This window comes from Haloarchaeobius ordinarius (assembly GCF_051801355.1).
Lineage (GTDB): Archaea > Halobacteriota > Halobacteria > Halobacteriales > Natrialbaceae > Haloarchaeobius.
The window spans coordinates 575,967-590,395 of the sequence record NZ_CP196560.1; the positions used below are offsets into that span (position 1 = coordinate 575,967).

Consider the following 14,429-nt stretch of genomic DNA (forward strand, 5'->3'; position numbering starts at 1 on the left):
CAGAGGACGTAAGGAGTGACTACCTTCGGACGCAGTCGGTGGAATCCTGAAAAGCGAGAATCCCGAACGGAGAGCGAGTACTCTACCCGTCCGTTCGTCGCAGAAATGCACCGTCCGGGAATTGAACCCGGGCTATTAGCTTGGGAAGCTAATGTCCTACCACTGGACCAACGGTGCTCACTCACTACGTTCGTTCGCATCGAACCCCCACTCACTTCGTTCGTGGGGACGACGGTGCTCCCGTAGTGGTCTATCAAGATATTTTGCACGACCGTACTTCAACGTAGCGTTTTCGGGGGCGGAAGTGACACAGGGAACGGCGACGGGACACCGGAGACAAGTGGACGAACGTCCAGCCTCTCGCCTCGTCGAGCAACGTATTAACGGGTGCAGGTGCAACGCCCGTGTAATGTTGGACCTTCGCTTCTCGGAAGCAGAACTGGCCGCCCAGCGCGACCACATCGTCTCGTTCATCCAGGAGACGGTCGAAGCTGCCGGTGCCGACGGGGCCGTCCTCGGACTCTCCGGCGGTGTCGACAGCACGACCACGGCGTACCTGGCCGTCGAAGCGCTCGGCAAAGAGAACGTCCGCGGGCTGGTGCTGCCGGCGTCGGTCTCCAGCGAGGAGAACATGAGCGACGCCGAGCGCGTGGCCGAGACGCTCGAAATCGAGTACGACACCATCGAAATCGGCCCCATCGTCGACCAGCTGGTCGACGTGATTCCGGGTGCCGACGAGTCGACAGTCGCCGTGGGCAACGCACGGGCTCGCCTGCGCGGGGTCGTCAACTACTACGTCGCCAACGAGGAGAACCGCATCGTCCTCGGGACGGGGAACAAGGCCGAGGCGCTGACGGGCTACTTCACCAAGTACGGCGACCAGGCGGTCGACTGCAACCCGATCGGAAACCTGTACAAACAGCAGGTCCGCCAGCTGGCGGCGTACCTGGGCGCGCCCGACGACCTCGCCGAGAAGGAGGCGACCGCGGAGCTGTGGGCCGACCAGACCGACGCACAGGAGATGGGCGTCGACTACGACACGGTCGACGCGGTCATCGCACTCCACATCGAGGGCGGGGCGTCGACCACGGCCACGGCCCGGGAACTGGGCATCGACGAGGAAGACGTAGAGACGGTTCGCGGGCTGTACGAGCGGAGCGAACACAAGCGTCACATGCCGCCTGCGCCGTCGGAGCTGCGGCTCTGAGCAGGGAGCGCGGTAGAACCGGTCGGCTACTCGTCGCCCGACTCGACCGGGCCCTCGGCAACCACACGCACACTGTCACCGTTCTTCAGGACGTAGCTCTCGGGGTCGACAGTCTGGCCGTTCACCTCGTAGACGACCGTCGAACCCTGCCCCGACCGGTAGACGTCGTCACCGAACGCGAGGCCGTTCTCTGTCACGCCCATGCCGAGCGACTCCAGCGCGTACTCCAGCGTGACGCCCTGTCCGTGGACGTGCCACTGGCTCCCGTCACCGTTCTCGTAGTGGAAGTAGTCGTCCTGCAACTGGTACCTGTTCTGGCTGAAATCCAGCGACCGACCGTCGATAGACACCGTCATCGACCCGTGCTGGTGGACCGTTCCGAGGCTCGCTGGCTGGCGGACGCTGTCGCCGACGAGCGCGTTCGCCGCGCCGGCACTGCCCCCACCGCTCCCGAGGGTCACGAGGAGGCCGCCGACGATGAGCGCGAAGACGACGCCGACCGCGCCCAGCGCGAGCGTGCTGGTCGGAATCCCGTCGCCGTCGTCGAGTTCGTCGACGCGTCGTCGTTCGATGCGGCCCAGGTCGTCGGGGTGTTCGTCACGGAGATGTCGGAGGTACACCTCCTCGTCGTCGAACGAATCGCCGCAGTGGTCGCAGTCGTGCACACGCGCACTGCAGGCCCGAGACGAAATCAATCCTTCCCTCACCGGGCAGGTACCAGTCAGTCTCTCGTTACCGGCGCAGGTCGGCGGCGTGTTCGACCACGAGGTCGGCGAACACCTCGGCCTCGCGGGCCTCCTGCACCACCCGGTCGGTACCATCGCGCATGCGCCGCTTCACTGCCGCCAGCGCGTCCGGTTCGTTCGCGGCGACCTCCTGGGCCACCGCCCCGGGGTCCTCGACCACCCGCGAGACCAGCCCCATCTGCTTCGCCTCCGCGGCGTCCACGACCCGTCCCGAAAGCGCGAGGTCCATCGCCTCGCCCTCGCCGAGGACCCTGGGCAGCCTGACCGTCCCGCCCCACGCCCCGAAGAGCCCGAGTTTCACGCCCGTCTCCGCGAACGTCGCGTCGGGGGTCGCCACCCGAAGGTCACACGCCAGTGCGAGTTCGACCCCGCCCCCGCGAGCCGGGCCGTCGATGCCCGCCACGACCACGCTCTCTGCGGTCTCGATGGTCCGCGCGGCTCGCTGACCCTGCCGGGCGAACTGCCGGGCGGAATCGTGGTCGAGCTGTGCCACCTCGTCGAAGTCCGCCCCTGCCGAGAACGCCCCGTCCGCGCCGGTCAGGTAGACCACCGGCGTCTCGGCCGCCTCGACCGCGGCCGCCAGGTCGTCCAGCCCTGCCCGAGTCAGCGCGTTCCGACGCGCCGGCCGGTCCATCGTAACCGTCGTCACGTCCCCGGAAACCTCCGTGCGAATCATGTCCGTGCGTCTGTCGGGTTTTCCAAAGGTCTTTGCCTTTCCCACCGCTAGCGACTGCCAATGGACGAGGCCGCTACGTGCCGCCGTGCCGCCATCGAGGCCATCCGGGACATCTACCCGGACCGCCTCCGGGACGACCTGGAGGCCCGCCTCGAGTCGGCGTCGATGGCACCAGGAGTGCTGACGATTCGCTGTGCACGCGCCTGTGACGACGCCGTCGACGCCGCTTCCGTCGCCGAGCGCGCCGCCGGGGTCCAGCTCATCTACGACGGACTCCGGCTCACCCGGTCGCTCGCCCACGAGGAACCCTGGACCGACAGCGACGACCACACCCAGCCGAACCTCGACTCGCTCGCCGCCACCGTCCTCGTCTCCCGCGGGTTCTACCTGCTCGCCCGGAGCGACGCCGCCAGCAAGGCCGTCGCCACCGTCCGCCAGTTCGGCCGCGACCAGACCAGCCGTCGCGCCCCCGACGCAGACACCGCCGCCCTCGACGTGACGCTCGAACGTGACGTGTTCGAACTCGCCGCGACGGCCGGCGTGACCGCCGTCGGCGGTACCCCCACCACCGAACTGTTCGCACAGGTCGACGACCTCGCCGTCGCCGCCGGCATCGGTCTCTCCGGCGCTGCCGACTCGCTCCCGGCCCACACGGAACTCCAGACCGGGGCGACCGCTGGTGATACGCCACACGCCACTGACGATCACGTCCGCCAGCCGGCGACGGATTCGTAGCGACGAATCGAAGCCCTTAAAGATACAAGCGGGCAACGATGAAATGCGCCGAACGCGACACGGTGCCTGGGTAGCTTAGCGGTAAAGCGCGTCCTTGGTAAGGACGAGAGCCCGGGTTCAAATCCCGGCCTAGGCTTTCTCTGAAACTCACACCCCGAGCGAGAGCGATGGGCGTCGAGTGAACGAACGCCGGACTCTGGATGTGAGCAGTGGGCAACTCTCATCGGTGCGAGCGGGTTCGAAACCCGGCATGCCCCGACACTTCCGTCGATGTTCTCACCACCGACAAGCAGGTATCTCCCTTATACTCGCAGCCCGCCTACTCCGTGTCACAGAGGCACACATGTTACGACCCACCAGAGAACGCATTCAGGGTGGGCTCCTCGCGACGGTCGGGTTCGTCCTCTCGCCGCTCTCGTGGTGGAACGACCTGCTGGTGAACGTCCCGCTGGCGTACGTCTTCGCGACGGTGGTCGGCCTGTTCGTCCACGGTGTGTTCGTCCCGGCGCTGGTGGTCGGCTACTGGTTGACGAACGTGGTCGGGTTCGTGCTGTTACATCAGGGCGCGGTCGGCGTCGTCTCGGGCGAGCACGAACCGTACACGCGGCGGCGGCTCGGACGGGACCTCCTGCTGTCGGTCGGCTACACGGTACTGATTCTCGTGCTCGTGCAGGTGGGGCTCCTCACGTACCCCGAGGGACTCCTCCCCTGAGGTCGTGGGGAGTGTCCCACAGCCGGCCAGCCAGAAGTCGAACCGCCCCACGGAGTCGTGTGAGCAGGGGCCGAACCGGTAGACGTTCCGCCCGGCGAGAGGGTTCGAGTGACGGTCTCGGTGTGCCCGTCGTGTTCGATGTACCCGACCAGCTCGCCCCACTCGTCGCGGTCGAGGGTGGCTTCGATGGTGAAAGAGGAGTCCGGCGTGGTGGTGGTGGTCCCCGCATGGAGTGTCGGTTCGTACGAGAACGCGCTGCAGTCGGGCGTCGTCGTGTGTGTCGTCGCCTCCGAGGGCGTCGCGGTCGTGGTCGGGGTGCCGGTACTCGACGCGGTGCCGGTCGGGAACCCGGCGATGGCCACGGTGACGACCAGCGAGAGGAGAGAGAACTGGGTGGTCCACACCGCGGCGAGCCGCCACGTCTCTTCTGCAGGGTGGCTCCCGGAGCGCTCTGGCCGTACACCAGCACCACGGTTATTGCACCTCCCACCCGAGACACATTATGCCACGCGCCCTGCTCGTCGGCGGGACCCGTTTCATCGGCCGGCACACCGTGGAAGAACTGCTCGCACACGACTACGACGTGACGACGTTCAGCCGCGGGGAGTCGTCCGACCCCTTCGCGGACACCGACAGGGTCGCGAACTACCAGGGTGACCGGAACGACCGCGACGCCCTCGAATCCGCCCGCGACGAGGTCGAACCCGACGTGGTCATCGACTTCGTCGGGATGTTTCCCGAACAGATCCAAACCGCGACCGAGGTGTTCGAAGACGTCGACGCGTACGTGTTCGTCTCCTCGGGGTCGGCCTACGGCGAGCAACCGATTCCGATGCGCGAAGACGAGACACCCCTGTGCGAGTGCACGCCCGAGCAGGCGACCGACGAGTCGATGGCGAGTTACGGCCCCCGGAAAGCCGAGTGCGACCGCGAGGTGTTCGCCGCCGCCCAGCGCGGCGTGAACGCGATGTCGGTCCGCCCGATGCTGGTGTACGGCCCCCACGACTACACCCAGCGGACCGACTACTGGCTCCATCGGCTCGACGAGTTCGACCGGGTGCTCGTCCCCGGCGACGGCGACAGCGTGCTCCATCGGGCCTACGTCGAGGACGTGGCACGAGCCCTCAGAATCGTCGCCGAGCGAGGCGAACCTGGTGAGGCGTACAACGTCGCGGACCGGGAGGCGACGACGCTCTCGGGCTGGTTAGAACTGGCGGCTGGGGCCCTCGACACCGAGGTCGAGTTCGTGTCCGCCAGCGAGCGCGAACTCGCCGCGAACGACCTCTCGCCGGCGGACTTCCCGCTGTTCACGGGCGAACCGATGCTCGTCTCGACCGAGAAACTGGCCGCACTCGGGTGGGAGTCGACGCCCCTCACCGAAGCCTACACGGCGACCGTCGCGGAACACCGCGAGTCCGGACGGGACGGGACCGAACTTGGTCCGGCCCGCGATGTCGAGGCCGCAGCCATCGACGTCCTCGGGTCGGTCGACAGCGACTACGACGGCGGCGTCTCCTCGAACCCGTCGCGGTCGGGGTGAAACCGGGACACGGCACCGATTTGTACCTGCCCGCACTCTCCCCGGTATGGGAACGCTGGCACTCGACATCGAGACCGCGAGTCCACACGGGAAGCCACGCGACTTCGCGGACACCGACTACTTCGAACTGGTGGCAGTCGCGGTGGGCTACGCGACGTCGCCCGACGACGAGCCCGAGACCGCCGTCTTCCTCCGTGAGGGCGGCTGGGAGCCGGAGTACACGGCGAACCTACTCCGTGAGGTTCACGACTGGGTCGGCGACCGGCCGGTCGACAGGACCCTGACGTACAACGGGACCGGCTTCGACGAGATACACCTCCGGAACTGGGCGACCGAGGTGGCCGACGCGGGGGCGTGGCCCGACGCCGGCACCGAAATCGACCGACTGTTCGCCGGGCACGTCGACCTCGCCATCCACGCTGGCGAGGCGTACGAGGACCGCCTCCGGGGCCGCGCGACCTTCCCGAAGCTGGAACGGCTCTGTCGATGGGAGGACATCGACACCGGCGAAGTACGGTATTCGGACTACGACTTCCACGACGGCTACCTGTCGGGCATGGGCATCACGGAAGACGTCATGCAGGGGAGACACATCGGAGTCGCCCTCGGCGCAGCGTACGTCGAGGGGCTGGCGAACGGCCTCGCCGGAACCGCGACGTTCCAGGAACTGGAGCGCCTCCTGCGGGACTACGCCACCGGCGACATCGTCCCCCTGTTCGAACTCGACGCACTGTTCGGGCACCCCGACCCGACCGAGTGACAGCGTTCGGCCGCCCTTGCTCGCCCGCGCTACTGCCACCGTCTGGCTTGCTTCGGGCACACGCCTTTTACCGTCTCCTTCCCAACCATCTGAGGAATGCGACAGTTCGGTCCGCTCGTCCTCGCCCTCGTCGTCCTCTCCCTCCTCGCCGGCTGCAACGCGGTCCCTATCGGCGCACAGGAGACCGCAGCGACCGCCATGGCCGACGACTCGCTGGCGGCGAACGCCAGCGTGACCGACCCGGAAACCGACCAGCAGGGCTGGGAAGGTGGCTTCTGGCACGACGAATCGCTGAACGTCACGACCGCCGACGGCCTGAACGAATCCGAACTCGACGCCGTCGTCGCCCGCGCGATGGCCCGCGTCGAGCAGGTCCGGGGCGTGGAGTTCGAACGACCCGTCCCGGTCGAACTCGTGAGCCGCGACACGTACCGGAACTCGACCAGCGCGGGGTCGGGAAGTGGCGGTGAGAGCGCCGGGGGCCAGCCGTCGGCAGCACAGCAGGCCGCGGCCGCCGAACAGGCCGCCCGGTACGAGGCGCTGTTCCTCGTGGGCGAGTCGACCGACGCCCAACAGCAACAGTCCGAGAACCGCGGCTCGACCGTGCAGGGCTACTACGACACCCAGGAGGACCGCATCGTCATCGTCTCCCAGAGCGACCCGGCGCGGCTCAACGAGGTGACGCTGGCCCAGGAGCTCTACCACGCCTACCAGTTCCGACAGGTCCTCGTCTCGACGCCGGTCCCCCGGAACATGAACGACGACCAGGTTCGCGGGGTCATCTCGCTGGTCGAGGGTGACGCGAACTTCGTCGACCGGCGGTACGAGCAACAGTGTTCGACGGACTGGAAGTGCCTGGAAGACGACGGAACCGGTGGCGACAGCCGGGCTGGCGAGGACGGCGGCGGTGAGACCGCAGCCAGCACCGACGACGGGCCATCGGTCCACATGGGTCTGTACCTGCTCTCGTACTTCCCGTACGCCGAGGGCGAGGAACTCGTCCACGACATCTACGCCGAGGACGGCTGGGATGGCGTCGACGACCTGTACGAGGACCCGCCCCTGTCCAGCGAGCAGGTCATCGAACAGGACCTCGACGCCGAGTCGGACCTGGTACAGGAACCCGACCGGAGTAATCAGGCGTGGGAGCGCGTCGACGTCGGGCCGCCGGGGTCGACCCTCGGAGAGGCTGGTATCGCCACGATGTTCGCGTACACCCTCTACGACGACCGGAACGCGACGCTGGTCTCGCGCGAGGACTTCCTCAACACGGATTCGGACGGGACCGTGAACAGCTCGAACCCGCTGGATTACGACCTCCCCCCGAGTGACGGCTGGGCAGGCGACACGCTGTACGCCTACCAGAACGGCGACCAGTCGGGCTACGTCTGGCACACCACGTGGGACTCCGCAGGTGACGCCCGCGAGTTCGCCGACGCCTACCGTGGGCTCTTGGGCTATCACGACGCAGAACAGGTCGACGAGAACACGTTCCTCATCCTTCAGGGGCCGTTCGCCGACGCCTTCCGGGTGGCCGTCGAGGGGAAGCAGGTGACCATCGTGAACGGGCCGGCCCCCTCGACGCTGTCCGGGATCCACGACGGGACGGCGAACGCGTCGGCCTGAGAGCGCCTGTCTCCTACCTGACCAGCAACTCGACCGGGTGCCGAATGCCCTGGTCGAGCAGGTCGCCCAACTGCTCGGTACAGGAGGTCCCCGACGCGACGACGGTCCGCTCGTCCGCGAACTGTTCGCGCAAGGGCGCACCGACGGTCATGCTCATCTCGTAGTACTCCGACTTGTAGCCGAAGCTTCCGGCCATGCCACAGCACTCGGTGTCGGAGGTACAGACACTGGCCCCGCACTCTTCGAGGACCGCGACGGTGTAGGGTTCGAGGCCGAGAGTGCGCTGCTGGCAGTGGCTGTGGTAGGCCACCTCGCCGGGCGGCGAGGCGAGCGCCTCCGAATCGCCCCCGTTCTCCAGCAGGCCGTAGATGTACTCCATCACCTCGTAGCTCGCGTCCGCGAGGCGCTCGTGTGCCTTCGGCGCGAGGAACTTCTCGTACTCCCGGTCGAACATCGCGAGGTCAGACGGCTCGACCACGACCACGTCGCGGCCCGCGTCGATGTGCTCGGCGAGGCTCGCGTACACCTCGTGGGCGTGGGTCTCTGCAGTCGAAACCATGCCCTGCGAGAGCGGGGCGCGACCCGACGACGCCACCGTCGGGACCTGCACGTGGACGTTCAGGGCTTCGAGCGCCCGGACCGCGGCCTTCCCGCGGTCGACCAGCACGTGGTTCGTGTAGAGGTCCGGGTACAGCACTGCCTCGCGGTCGGCCTCGTCGGCCGACACTCGCGGTCCGCGCGACTCGAACCACTTCACGAGCGTCTCGCGCTGGAATGCTGGTAGCTCCCGACGGCGGTCGATACCGAGGAACCGGTCCATCCCGGCCCGGACCGGTTCCGAACTGGCAACCCAGTTCGAGACGGGGGCGGTCGCACTCGCCAGCTTCGCGACCCTGTCGAAGTTCCCGAACAGCCGTTTCCCGAGGTCCAGTCCAGTGGGCTCCTCGTCGGGCGTCAGCCCGTCGACGAGGTGGTCGAAGGCGTCGGCGTCTGCACCGCGGTTCACGCGGTCCCGGACGACCGTGTTTATCCACGGGATGTCGATTTTGACCGGGCAGGCGTTCACACACCGGGTGCAGCCGGTACACATGTCGTTGAACTCGGCGGCGCTGTCGAGGCCGTGGACGCCGGCCTCCCAGCCGGTGCCGATCCCTCCCGAATACGTCTCACCGCCGAAGCCGTGGCCGCCGACGGCCTGGAAGTTCCCACAGGAGTTCGAGCAGGCGCCACATCGGATGCAGTAGAGGGTCTCGCGCAGGTGCTCGTCCTCGCGCATGTCGAGGCGGCCGTTGTCGAGCAACACGAGGTGGAACTCTCGGTCCTCGCCCAACCCGCGCTCGTTGGTCTCGAAGTCGAAGGTTGGCGACTCCGTGGGTGGGGTGAACAGCGAGATGTACTGCGAGATGTCCTGACCGGTCGCCGCCTTCGAGATGATGTCGATGAAGGGCCCGAGTTCGCGAATCGAGGGGATGAGCTTCTCCACGCCCGCGACCGCGACGTGCGTGTCGGGCGTGACCGCGCACTTGCGGGCGTTGCCCTCGTTCGTGACGAGCGCGATGGTGCCGGACTCGGCCATCACGAAGTTCGCGCCCGTGACGCCCACGTCGGCCTCTTTGATGCGCTCGCCCAGGTAGTCCCGGGCGAACTTCGTCATCTCCTCGGCCGTCTCCAGGGGCTCCTCGGGGTCGAATACGTCGTTGAGCAGGTCGGCGATCTCCTCGCGGGACTTGTGCAGGGCCGGGCCGACGAGGTGGCTCGGGGATTCGTCCGCGAGCTGGATGACGAACTCACCGAGGTCGGTCTCGTACACGTCGACCCCGGCGGCCGCGAGGGCGTCGTTGAGGTCGGTCTCCTCGGTCGTCATCGACTTCGACTTCACGAGCGTCTCGGCCGACTCGGACTCGCAGACCTCCTCGACGTAGCGGTTCGCGTCCGCCGCGTCCTCGGCGAGGTAGACCGTCCCGCCGTTGGCCTCGACCGACTCACGGACCGTCTCGATGAGGTGGTCGAGGTTCGCGATGGCGTCCTCCTTGATGGCCCGGGCGTCCGCCCGACTGTCCTCCCAGTCGTCGAAGCGGTCGATGGCCGCGTAGCGCTTCTCGTTCTTGTCCTGGACGCTCGGGCCGATGTTCGGCCCCTCCGCGTCGAGCAGGTGACGAATCTCCGCCGCCTTGCGTCTTCTCTCTGTGCTCATCTGTCTTCGATGACGACGACGTGTACTTCGTTCGGGCCGTGGACCCCTTCGACGAGGCCACCCATGTCGGCCGTCGCGGACGGACCGGTCGCGAACACGTAGGAGCCACGCCCCGACTCGAACTCGTCGGCGAGCCAGTCGACCGCGTCCCGGGTCCCGTCGACGAGGGCGCTGGCCGCGACGAGCGCGACGTGGCGGTTCGGGTAGAGACTCACCGGTTCGTCGCCCTCGGGCGTCGACCGGATGAGGATGCTGCCGAGCGCGGCGACACCGAGTCTGGCCGGCGTGACGCCCGTCTCCGCATCGGCGAGTTCGGACGGACTGGGGTCGGTCGTGACCGGCTCTGGCAGGTCGACGCCCTCGAACGGGAGCGGTGTCCCGACAGCGGGCGCGTCGACCGCCGCCGCGATGGCGTCCTGGGCGTCAGCCGCAGGGACGACCTCGACGGTCGCGCCGGTCTCGGCGACCGACTCCGTGAACGCGTCTGTGATGCCCGTACTCATACTCCGAGGTACGTCTGCCGAAGGGCGTCGTCTTTTCGGAGTCGTTCCGTGCTGACCTCGGCCACGACCTGTCCCTCGTCGAGGATGTAGTGGCGCGAGCCGATGGCGAGTGCGGCCGCGACGTTCTGTTCGACGAAGAAGACGGTCACGCCCTTCTCGTCGTTGATGTCCGCGATGATGTCCTCGATGCGCCGGACGATGTAGGGCGCGAGCCCCTCGAACGGTTCGTCGAGCAGCATCAGGTCCGGGTTCGCCGCCAGCGCGCGGGCGATGGCGAGCATCTGCTGTTCGCCCCCGCTCATGTTCCGGGCGTGCTTCTGACGCATGTCGTCGAGTTCCGGGAAGAACTCCAATACGGCGTCGACCGACAGCGAGTCCTCGACCGTGTTCACCGCGAGCTGGATGTTCTCGACGACCGAGAGCCGCGGGAAGCAACGTCGCTTCTCGGGGACGATTGCGATGCCGCGGTTCGCCCGCTGGTACGACTCCAGCCCGAGGATGGACTCGCCGCGGTAGCGGACGTCCCCCTGGGTCACGGTCGGCACGTCGCCGCCCATGATGGCCCGGATTGTCGTCGTCTTGCCCGCCCCGTTCCGGCCGAGCAACGAGACGAGTTCGCCCTCGTGGATGGAGAGGTCGACGCCGAACAGCACCTGTCCCGTCTCGTAGCCGGCTTCGAGGCCGTCCACGTCGAGGACGACCGGGGCGTCCGTCGAGGACGACTCGCTCTCCGTCTCCGATGCGCCGTCGCGTGGTGTGGATGCGTCAGAACTCATAGTTCCTCCCTGATACCGCCGAGGTAGGCGTCCTGGACCCGTTCGTCCGCCTGGACTTCCTCGGGCGTGCCCGTGGCGATAATCGACCCACGGTTGAGGACGCTGATGCGGTCGCTGATAGAGAGCACCACGTCCATGTCGTGCTCGATGAGCACGAGCGTGAGCCCCAGTTCGGACTGGAGCGACTGGATGAGTTCTGCGGTCGCGTTCGTCGCGTCCGGGCTCATCCCCGAGGTCGGCTCGTCGAGCAACAGCACGTCCGGGTCCGTCGCGAGCGCCATGGCGATGCCGAGACGGCGCTGGTCGCCGTGGCTCAGGTTCTTCGCGAGCGTGTCCGGGTCGGCGTCGAGGCCGACGCGCCGGAGGTGCTCACGGGCCGTGTCACCGCCGACCTCGCGGTGGTCGCGGAACAGGTCCCAGCTGAAGTCGCCGCGCTCGGTCGTCTGGACGACCACGCGGACGTTCTCCAGGACGGTCTGGTCCGCGAACAGTTCGTTCGACTGGAACGACCGCGCCAGCCCGCGGTGGGGGCGGTCGTACTCCGGGTCGTCCGTGATGTCGGTGCCGTCGAGGTAGATGCGCCCCGCGGTCGGCTCCAGGGTGCCCATGACGGTGTTGAACAGGGTGGTCTTCCCGGCCCCGTTCGGGCCGATGACGGCCCGGAGTTCGCCCGGTTCGATGCCGAGCGAGACGTCGTCGACCGCGGTCACCTCACCGAAGGTCTTCCGGAGACCGTCGGTGGCGAGGGCGGCCTCACTCTTTGGGACCGCCGGGTCGACGTCGACGTCCATCTTGCCGGGTGCTTCACCGCTCATTCGGCATCACCCCGGACCCGCGTGACGAGTCTGGAGAGACGACCGGTGAGGAAGCCCCAGACGCCTTCGAGCGGGGCCGCCACGACCACGATGACGAAGATGCCCCCGAGGAAGAACGGCCAGTCCGCGGCCAGGTCGAGGCTCACGATACCGAGGTCGAGTACGCCAAAGTCGGTGAGGAACTCCTCGGCGAACTGCCAGAGGAACACCCCGGCGATGGGCCCGAAGAAGTACCGGACCCCGCCGAGCACCGCCATCAGGACGGTGTCACCGCTCGTGGTGACCGAGAGCGTCTCCAGAGACGCCCCGAAGTCGTTGATGGAGAGCAACGCGCCCGCCAGGGCCGCGAACATCGCACTCAGGGTGAACGACTGTACCTTGTACCGGGTGGTGTTCACGCCCATCGCACGGGCGAGGTCCTCGTTCTCGCGGATGGCGACCAGCGAGCGCCCGAACGGCGACCGCGTGATCTGCCAGAGCGCGAGCATCGCCGCGAGGAACACCAGCGCGACGAACCAGTACCAGTCGAGCGAGTCGAAGCCGAGGAGGTCGACGGGAAGCGGAAGCTCCAGTCGCCCCCGGGTCGTCTCGACGAAGCCGGGCAGGACGCCCTGGGAGATACCGTTCGAGCCGCCGGTGAGTTCGCCCGGGTTCTTGTTCGCCGTGAAGTGGATGGCCTGGGCGACCGCCAGCGTCAGGAAGGCGAAGTATATCTCGCCCTTTTGCACCGTGAGGCGGCCGATACCGTAGCCGAGGCCAGCCGCGAGCACCATCCCGAGCAGCGTCGCGACGGGGAACCCGAGGACCGGGAAACCCGCGTGCCCAGAGACGCCCAGTGCGGCGGCGTACATCCCGATGCCGAGGAACATGGCGTGCCCGAACGAGAGCAAGCCGGTGTACCCGAACAGCAGGTTGAACGCCGCGACGTACAGCATCCAGATGAGCATCGTCGCCGCGATGGCCTCGAACCCGAGCAAGAACGGGACCGAGACGAGCGGTTTGAGTAGCACAACGAGCGCGAGCAGGCCGAGCGGGATACGGTAGCGACGGACGAACGCCTTCACCGTCGCGAGGCCGTCTGCCTCGCGTTCCGCCTCGCCGTGTGCGGTCTCGCCACTCATTCGAGGAACCCCTCCTCGCCGAACAGGCCCCGTGGTCTGACCAGCAAGATGAGCACCATCACGAGGTACGGGACGATGCCGCCGATGTCCGCGCCGAGGACCCCGATACCGGTGACCTGCGACAGCGCGTCGCCGACCGCCGGGACGAGGAAGCGCGCCTCGCCGATGATGATGCCGCTGACGACGCTACCGAACAGGCTGCCGACACCGCCGACGACGACCACGACGAACGCGAGGATGACGAACGTCTCGCCCATCGTCGTGTTCATCGTGTACTCGGGCGCGTACAGCGCGCCGGCGAGGCCCGCGATGGCTGCCCCCACGAAGAACATCGTGGTGAAGCGGACCGGGAGGTTCACGCCGACGAACTCGGTCATCTCGCCGTCTTGCACGCCAGCCCGGACCGTCAGGCCGTAGTCCGTCTTCGAGATGAGGGCGTAGACGGCGACGACCGTCACGACCGCGACGGCGACGATGAACAGGCGGAACGCGCCCACCTGCGTCGGGCCGAGGTCGACGCTCGCCGCGAGCAGTCCCGGCTTGTCGTAGCCGAGTGGCTGGGTCCCCCAGTGACTCTCGATTATCTGTTCTATCATCATCGTCAGGCCGAACGTCGCGAGCAGGCTGACGATGGGGTCCTGGTCGTACAGGTACCGCAGGACCGTCATCTCCAGCAACACGCCGACGACCCCCACGAAGACGGGGACGAGCACGAGGGCCGCCCAGAACGGCAGCCCGAACGTGACGACCACCGAGTAGGAGGCGTACGCGCCGAGCATGAAGAACGCCCCGTGGGCGAAGTTCACGATACCCATCAGCCCGAGGATGAGCGACAGCCCGAGCGTGATGAGCACCAGGACCATCCCGTAGACGAGGCCACCGATGGCCTGGTCGATGAACAGCCCCGGGTCGACCGCCGCCGTGATGCCAAGCAGGACGAGCGTCACGACGCCGACCGCCCACCAGACGGGCGAGACGTTCACCAGTCGTTCACGCGTGAGTTGGCTCGTGCTCATCG

At 67.5% G+C, this 14,429-nt stretch carries 14 protein-coding genes and 2 tRNA genes; 7 read left to right on the top strand and 9 right to left on the bottom strand.

Annotated elements, in window-relative coordinates; translation table 11 throughout:
- Positions 1–106: 106 nt before the first annotated feature.
- A tRNA-Gly gene (locus ACSC1R_RS03030) sits at positions 107–177 on the bottom strand.
- 232 nt (positions 178–409) lie between these two features.
- On the opposite strand from ACSC1R_RS03030, the gene ACSC1R_RS03035 reads away from it, so the two are divergent.
- Positions 410–1,207: an NAD+ synthase gene (locus tag ACSC1R_RS03035; protein WP_439027597.1), complete on the top strand. Its 798-nt coding sequence runs from the start codon at positions 410–412 to the stop codon at positions 1,205–1,207.
- A gap of 26 nt (positions 1,208–1,233) precedes the next feature.
- Here ACSC1R_RS03035 and ACSC1R_RS03040 read toward each other — a convergent pair whose 3' ends face one another.
- On the bottom strand, positions 1,234–1,872 hold the full coding sequence (locus tag ACSC1R_RS03040; RefSeq protein ID WP_439027598.1) for a hypothetical protein: 639 nt from the start codon (positions 1,870–1,872) through the stop codon (positions 1,234–1,236).
- 67 nt (positions 1,873–1,939) lie between these two features.
- Positions 1,940–2,629: an enoyl-CoA hydratase/isomerase family protein gene (locus tag ACSC1R_RS03045; protein ID WP_439027599.1), complete on the bottom strand. Its 690-nt coding sequence runs from the start codon at positions 2,627–2,629 to the stop codon at positions 1,940–1,942.
- 60 nt (positions 2,630–2,689) lie between these two features.
- Here ACSC1R_RS03045 and ACSC1R_RS03050 point away from each other — a divergent pair, with 60 nt between their 5' ends.
- From ACSC1R_RS03050 to ACSC1R_RS03075, 6 genes are all read left to right on the top strand, one after another.
- Complete coding sequence (locus tag ACSC1R_RS03050; RefSeq protein ID WP_439027600.1) at positions 2,690–3,364, top strand: DUF7114 family protein; 675 nt, start codon at positions 2,690–2,692, stop codon at positions 3,362–3,364.
- Between the two features lie 64 nt (positions 3,365–3,428).
- Positions 3,429–3,500, top strand: a tRNA-Thr gene (locus ACSC1R_RS03055).
- A gap of 207 nt (positions 3,501–3,707) precedes the next feature.
- A complete protein-coding gene (locus ACSC1R_RS03060) occupies positions 3,708–4,076 on the top strand; it encodes a hypothetical protein (protein ID WP_439027601.1) in 369 nt (122 codons plus the stop codon).
- Between the two features lie 502 nt (positions 4,077–4,578).
- On the top strand, positions 4,579–5,616 hold the full coding sequence (locus ACSC1R_RS03065) for an NAD-dependent epimerase/dehydratase family protein (RefSeq protein ID WP_439027602.1): 1,038 nt from the start codon (positions 4,579–4,581) through the stop codon (positions 5,614–5,616).
- A gap of 46 nt (positions 5,617–5,662) precedes the next feature.
- A complete protein-coding gene (locus ACSC1R_RS03070; protein ID WP_439027603.1) occupies positions 5,663–6,376 on the top strand; it encodes a hypothetical protein in 714 nt (237 codons plus the stop codon).
- 96 nt (positions 6,377–6,472) lie between these two features.
- Positions 6,473–8,002: an Hvo_1808 family surface protein gene (locus ACSC1R_RS03075; RefSeq protein WP_439027604.1), complete on the top strand. Its 1,530-nt coding sequence runs from the start codon at positions 6,473–6,475 to the stop codon at positions 8,000–8,002.
- A 13-nt stretch (positions 8,003–8,015) separates the two neighbouring features.
- Here ACSC1R_RS03075 and ACSC1R_RS03080 read toward each other — a convergent pair whose 3' ends face one another.
- Genes ACSC1R_RS03080 through ACSC1R_RS03105 form a run of 6 tightly spaced genes read right to left on the bottom strand, consistent with a single transcriptional unit; the run spans position 8,016 to position 14,427 of the window.
- Complete coding sequence (locus tag ACSC1R_RS03080; protein ID WP_439027605.1) at positions 8,016–10,196, bottom strand: LUD domain-containing protein; 2,181 nt, start codon at positions 10,194–10,196, stop codon at positions 8,016–8,018.
- A complete protein-coding gene (locus tag ACSC1R_RS03085) occupies positions 10,193–10,699 on the bottom strand; it encodes an LUD domain-containing protein (protein ID WP_439027606.1) in 507 nt (168 codons plus the stop codon). Before ACSC1R_RS03085 ends, ACSC1R_RS03080 begins: the two co-directional genes overlap by 4 nt.
- Positions 10,696–11,475: an ABC transporter ATP-binding protein gene (locus ACSC1R_RS03090; protein WP_439027607.1), complete on the bottom strand. Its 780-nt coding sequence runs from the start codon at positions 11,473–11,475 to the stop codon at positions 10,696–10,698. Before ACSC1R_RS03090 ends, ACSC1R_RS03085 begins: the two co-directional genes overlap by 4 nt.
- Positions 11,472–12,290, bottom strand: coding sequence for an ABC transporter ATP-binding protein (locus ACSC1R_RS03095; RefSeq protein ID WP_439027608.1), 819 nt, complete (start codon positions 12,288–12,290; stop codon positions 11,472–11,474). Before ACSC1R_RS03095 ends, ACSC1R_RS03090 begins: the two co-directional genes overlap by 4 nt.
- A complete protein-coding gene (locus tag ACSC1R_RS03100; RefSeq protein ID WP_439027609.1) occupies positions 12,287–13,411 on the bottom strand; it encodes a branched-chain amino acid ABC transporter permease in 1,125 nt (374 codons plus the stop codon). Before ACSC1R_RS03100 ends, ACSC1R_RS03095 begins: the two co-directional genes overlap by 4 nt.
- A complete protein-coding gene (locus tag ACSC1R_RS03105) occupies positions 13,408–14,427 on the bottom strand; it encodes a branched-chain amino acid ABC transporter permease (protein ID WP_439027610.1) in 1,020 nt (339 codons plus the stop codon). The genes ACSC1R_RS03100 and ACSC1R_RS03105 overlap by 4 nt, the downstream gene beginning before the upstream one ends.
- Positions 14,428–14,429: the final 2 nt, after the last annotated feature.

Excerpts from the sequence above, each read along its gene's own strand:
- ACSC1R_RS03045 (WP_439027599.1), bottom strand. The coding sequence starts at position 2,629 with ATGATTCGCACGGAGGTTTCCGGGGACGTGACGACGGTTACGATGGAC.
- ACSC1R_RS03070 (WP_439027603.1), top strand. The coding sequence starts at position 5,663 with ATGGGAACGCTGGCACTCGACATCGAGACCGCGAGTCCACACGGGAAG.
- ACSC1R_RS03065 (WP_439027602.1), top strand. The coding sequence starts at position 4,579 with ATGCCACGCGCCCTGCTCGTCGGCGGGACCCGTTTCATCGGCCGGCAC.
- ACSC1R_RS03075 (WP_439027604.1), top strand. The coding sequence starts at position 6,473 with ATGCGACAGTTCGGTCCGCTCGTCCTCGCCCTCGTCGTCCTCTCCCTC.
- ACSC1R_RS03060 (WP_439027601.1), top strand. The coding sequence starts at position 3,708 with ATGTTACGACCCACCAGAGAACGCATTCAGGGTGGGCTCCTCGCGACG.
- ACSC1R_RS03050 (WP_439027600.1), top strand. The coding sequence starts at position 2,690 with ATGGACGAGGCCGCTACGTGCCGCCGTGCCGCCATCGAGGCCATCCGG.
- ACSC1R_RS03105 (WP_439027610.1), bottom strand. The coding sequence starts at position 14,427 with ATGAGCACGAGCCAACTCACGCGTGAACGACTGGTGAACGTCTCGCCC.
- ACSC1R_RS03085 (WP_439027606.1), bottom strand. The coding sequence starts at position 10,699 with ATGAGTACGGGCATCACAGACGCGTTCACGGAGTCGGTCGCCGAGACC.
- ACSC1R_RS03100 (WP_439027609.1), bottom strand. The coding sequence starts at position 13,411 with ATGAGTGGCGAGACCGCACACGGCGAGGCGGAACGCGAGGCAGACGGC.
- ACSC1R_RS03095 (WP_439027608.1), bottom strand. The coding sequence starts at position 12,290 with ATGAGCGGTGAAGCACCCGGCAAGATGGACGTCGACGTCGACCCGGCG.
- ACSC1R_RS03035 (WP_439027597.1), top strand. The coding sequence starts at position 410 with ATGTTGGACCTTCGCTTCTCGGAAGCAGAACTGGCCGCCCAGCGCGAC.
- ACSC1R_RS03090 (WP_439027607.1), bottom strand. The coding sequence starts at position 11,475 with ATGAGTTCTGACGCATCCACACCACGCGACGGCGCATCGGAGACGGAG.
- ACSC1R_RS03080 (WP_439027605.1), bottom strand. The coding sequence starts at position 10,196 with ATGAGCACAGAGAGAAGACGCAAGGCGGCGGAGATTCGTCACCTGCTC.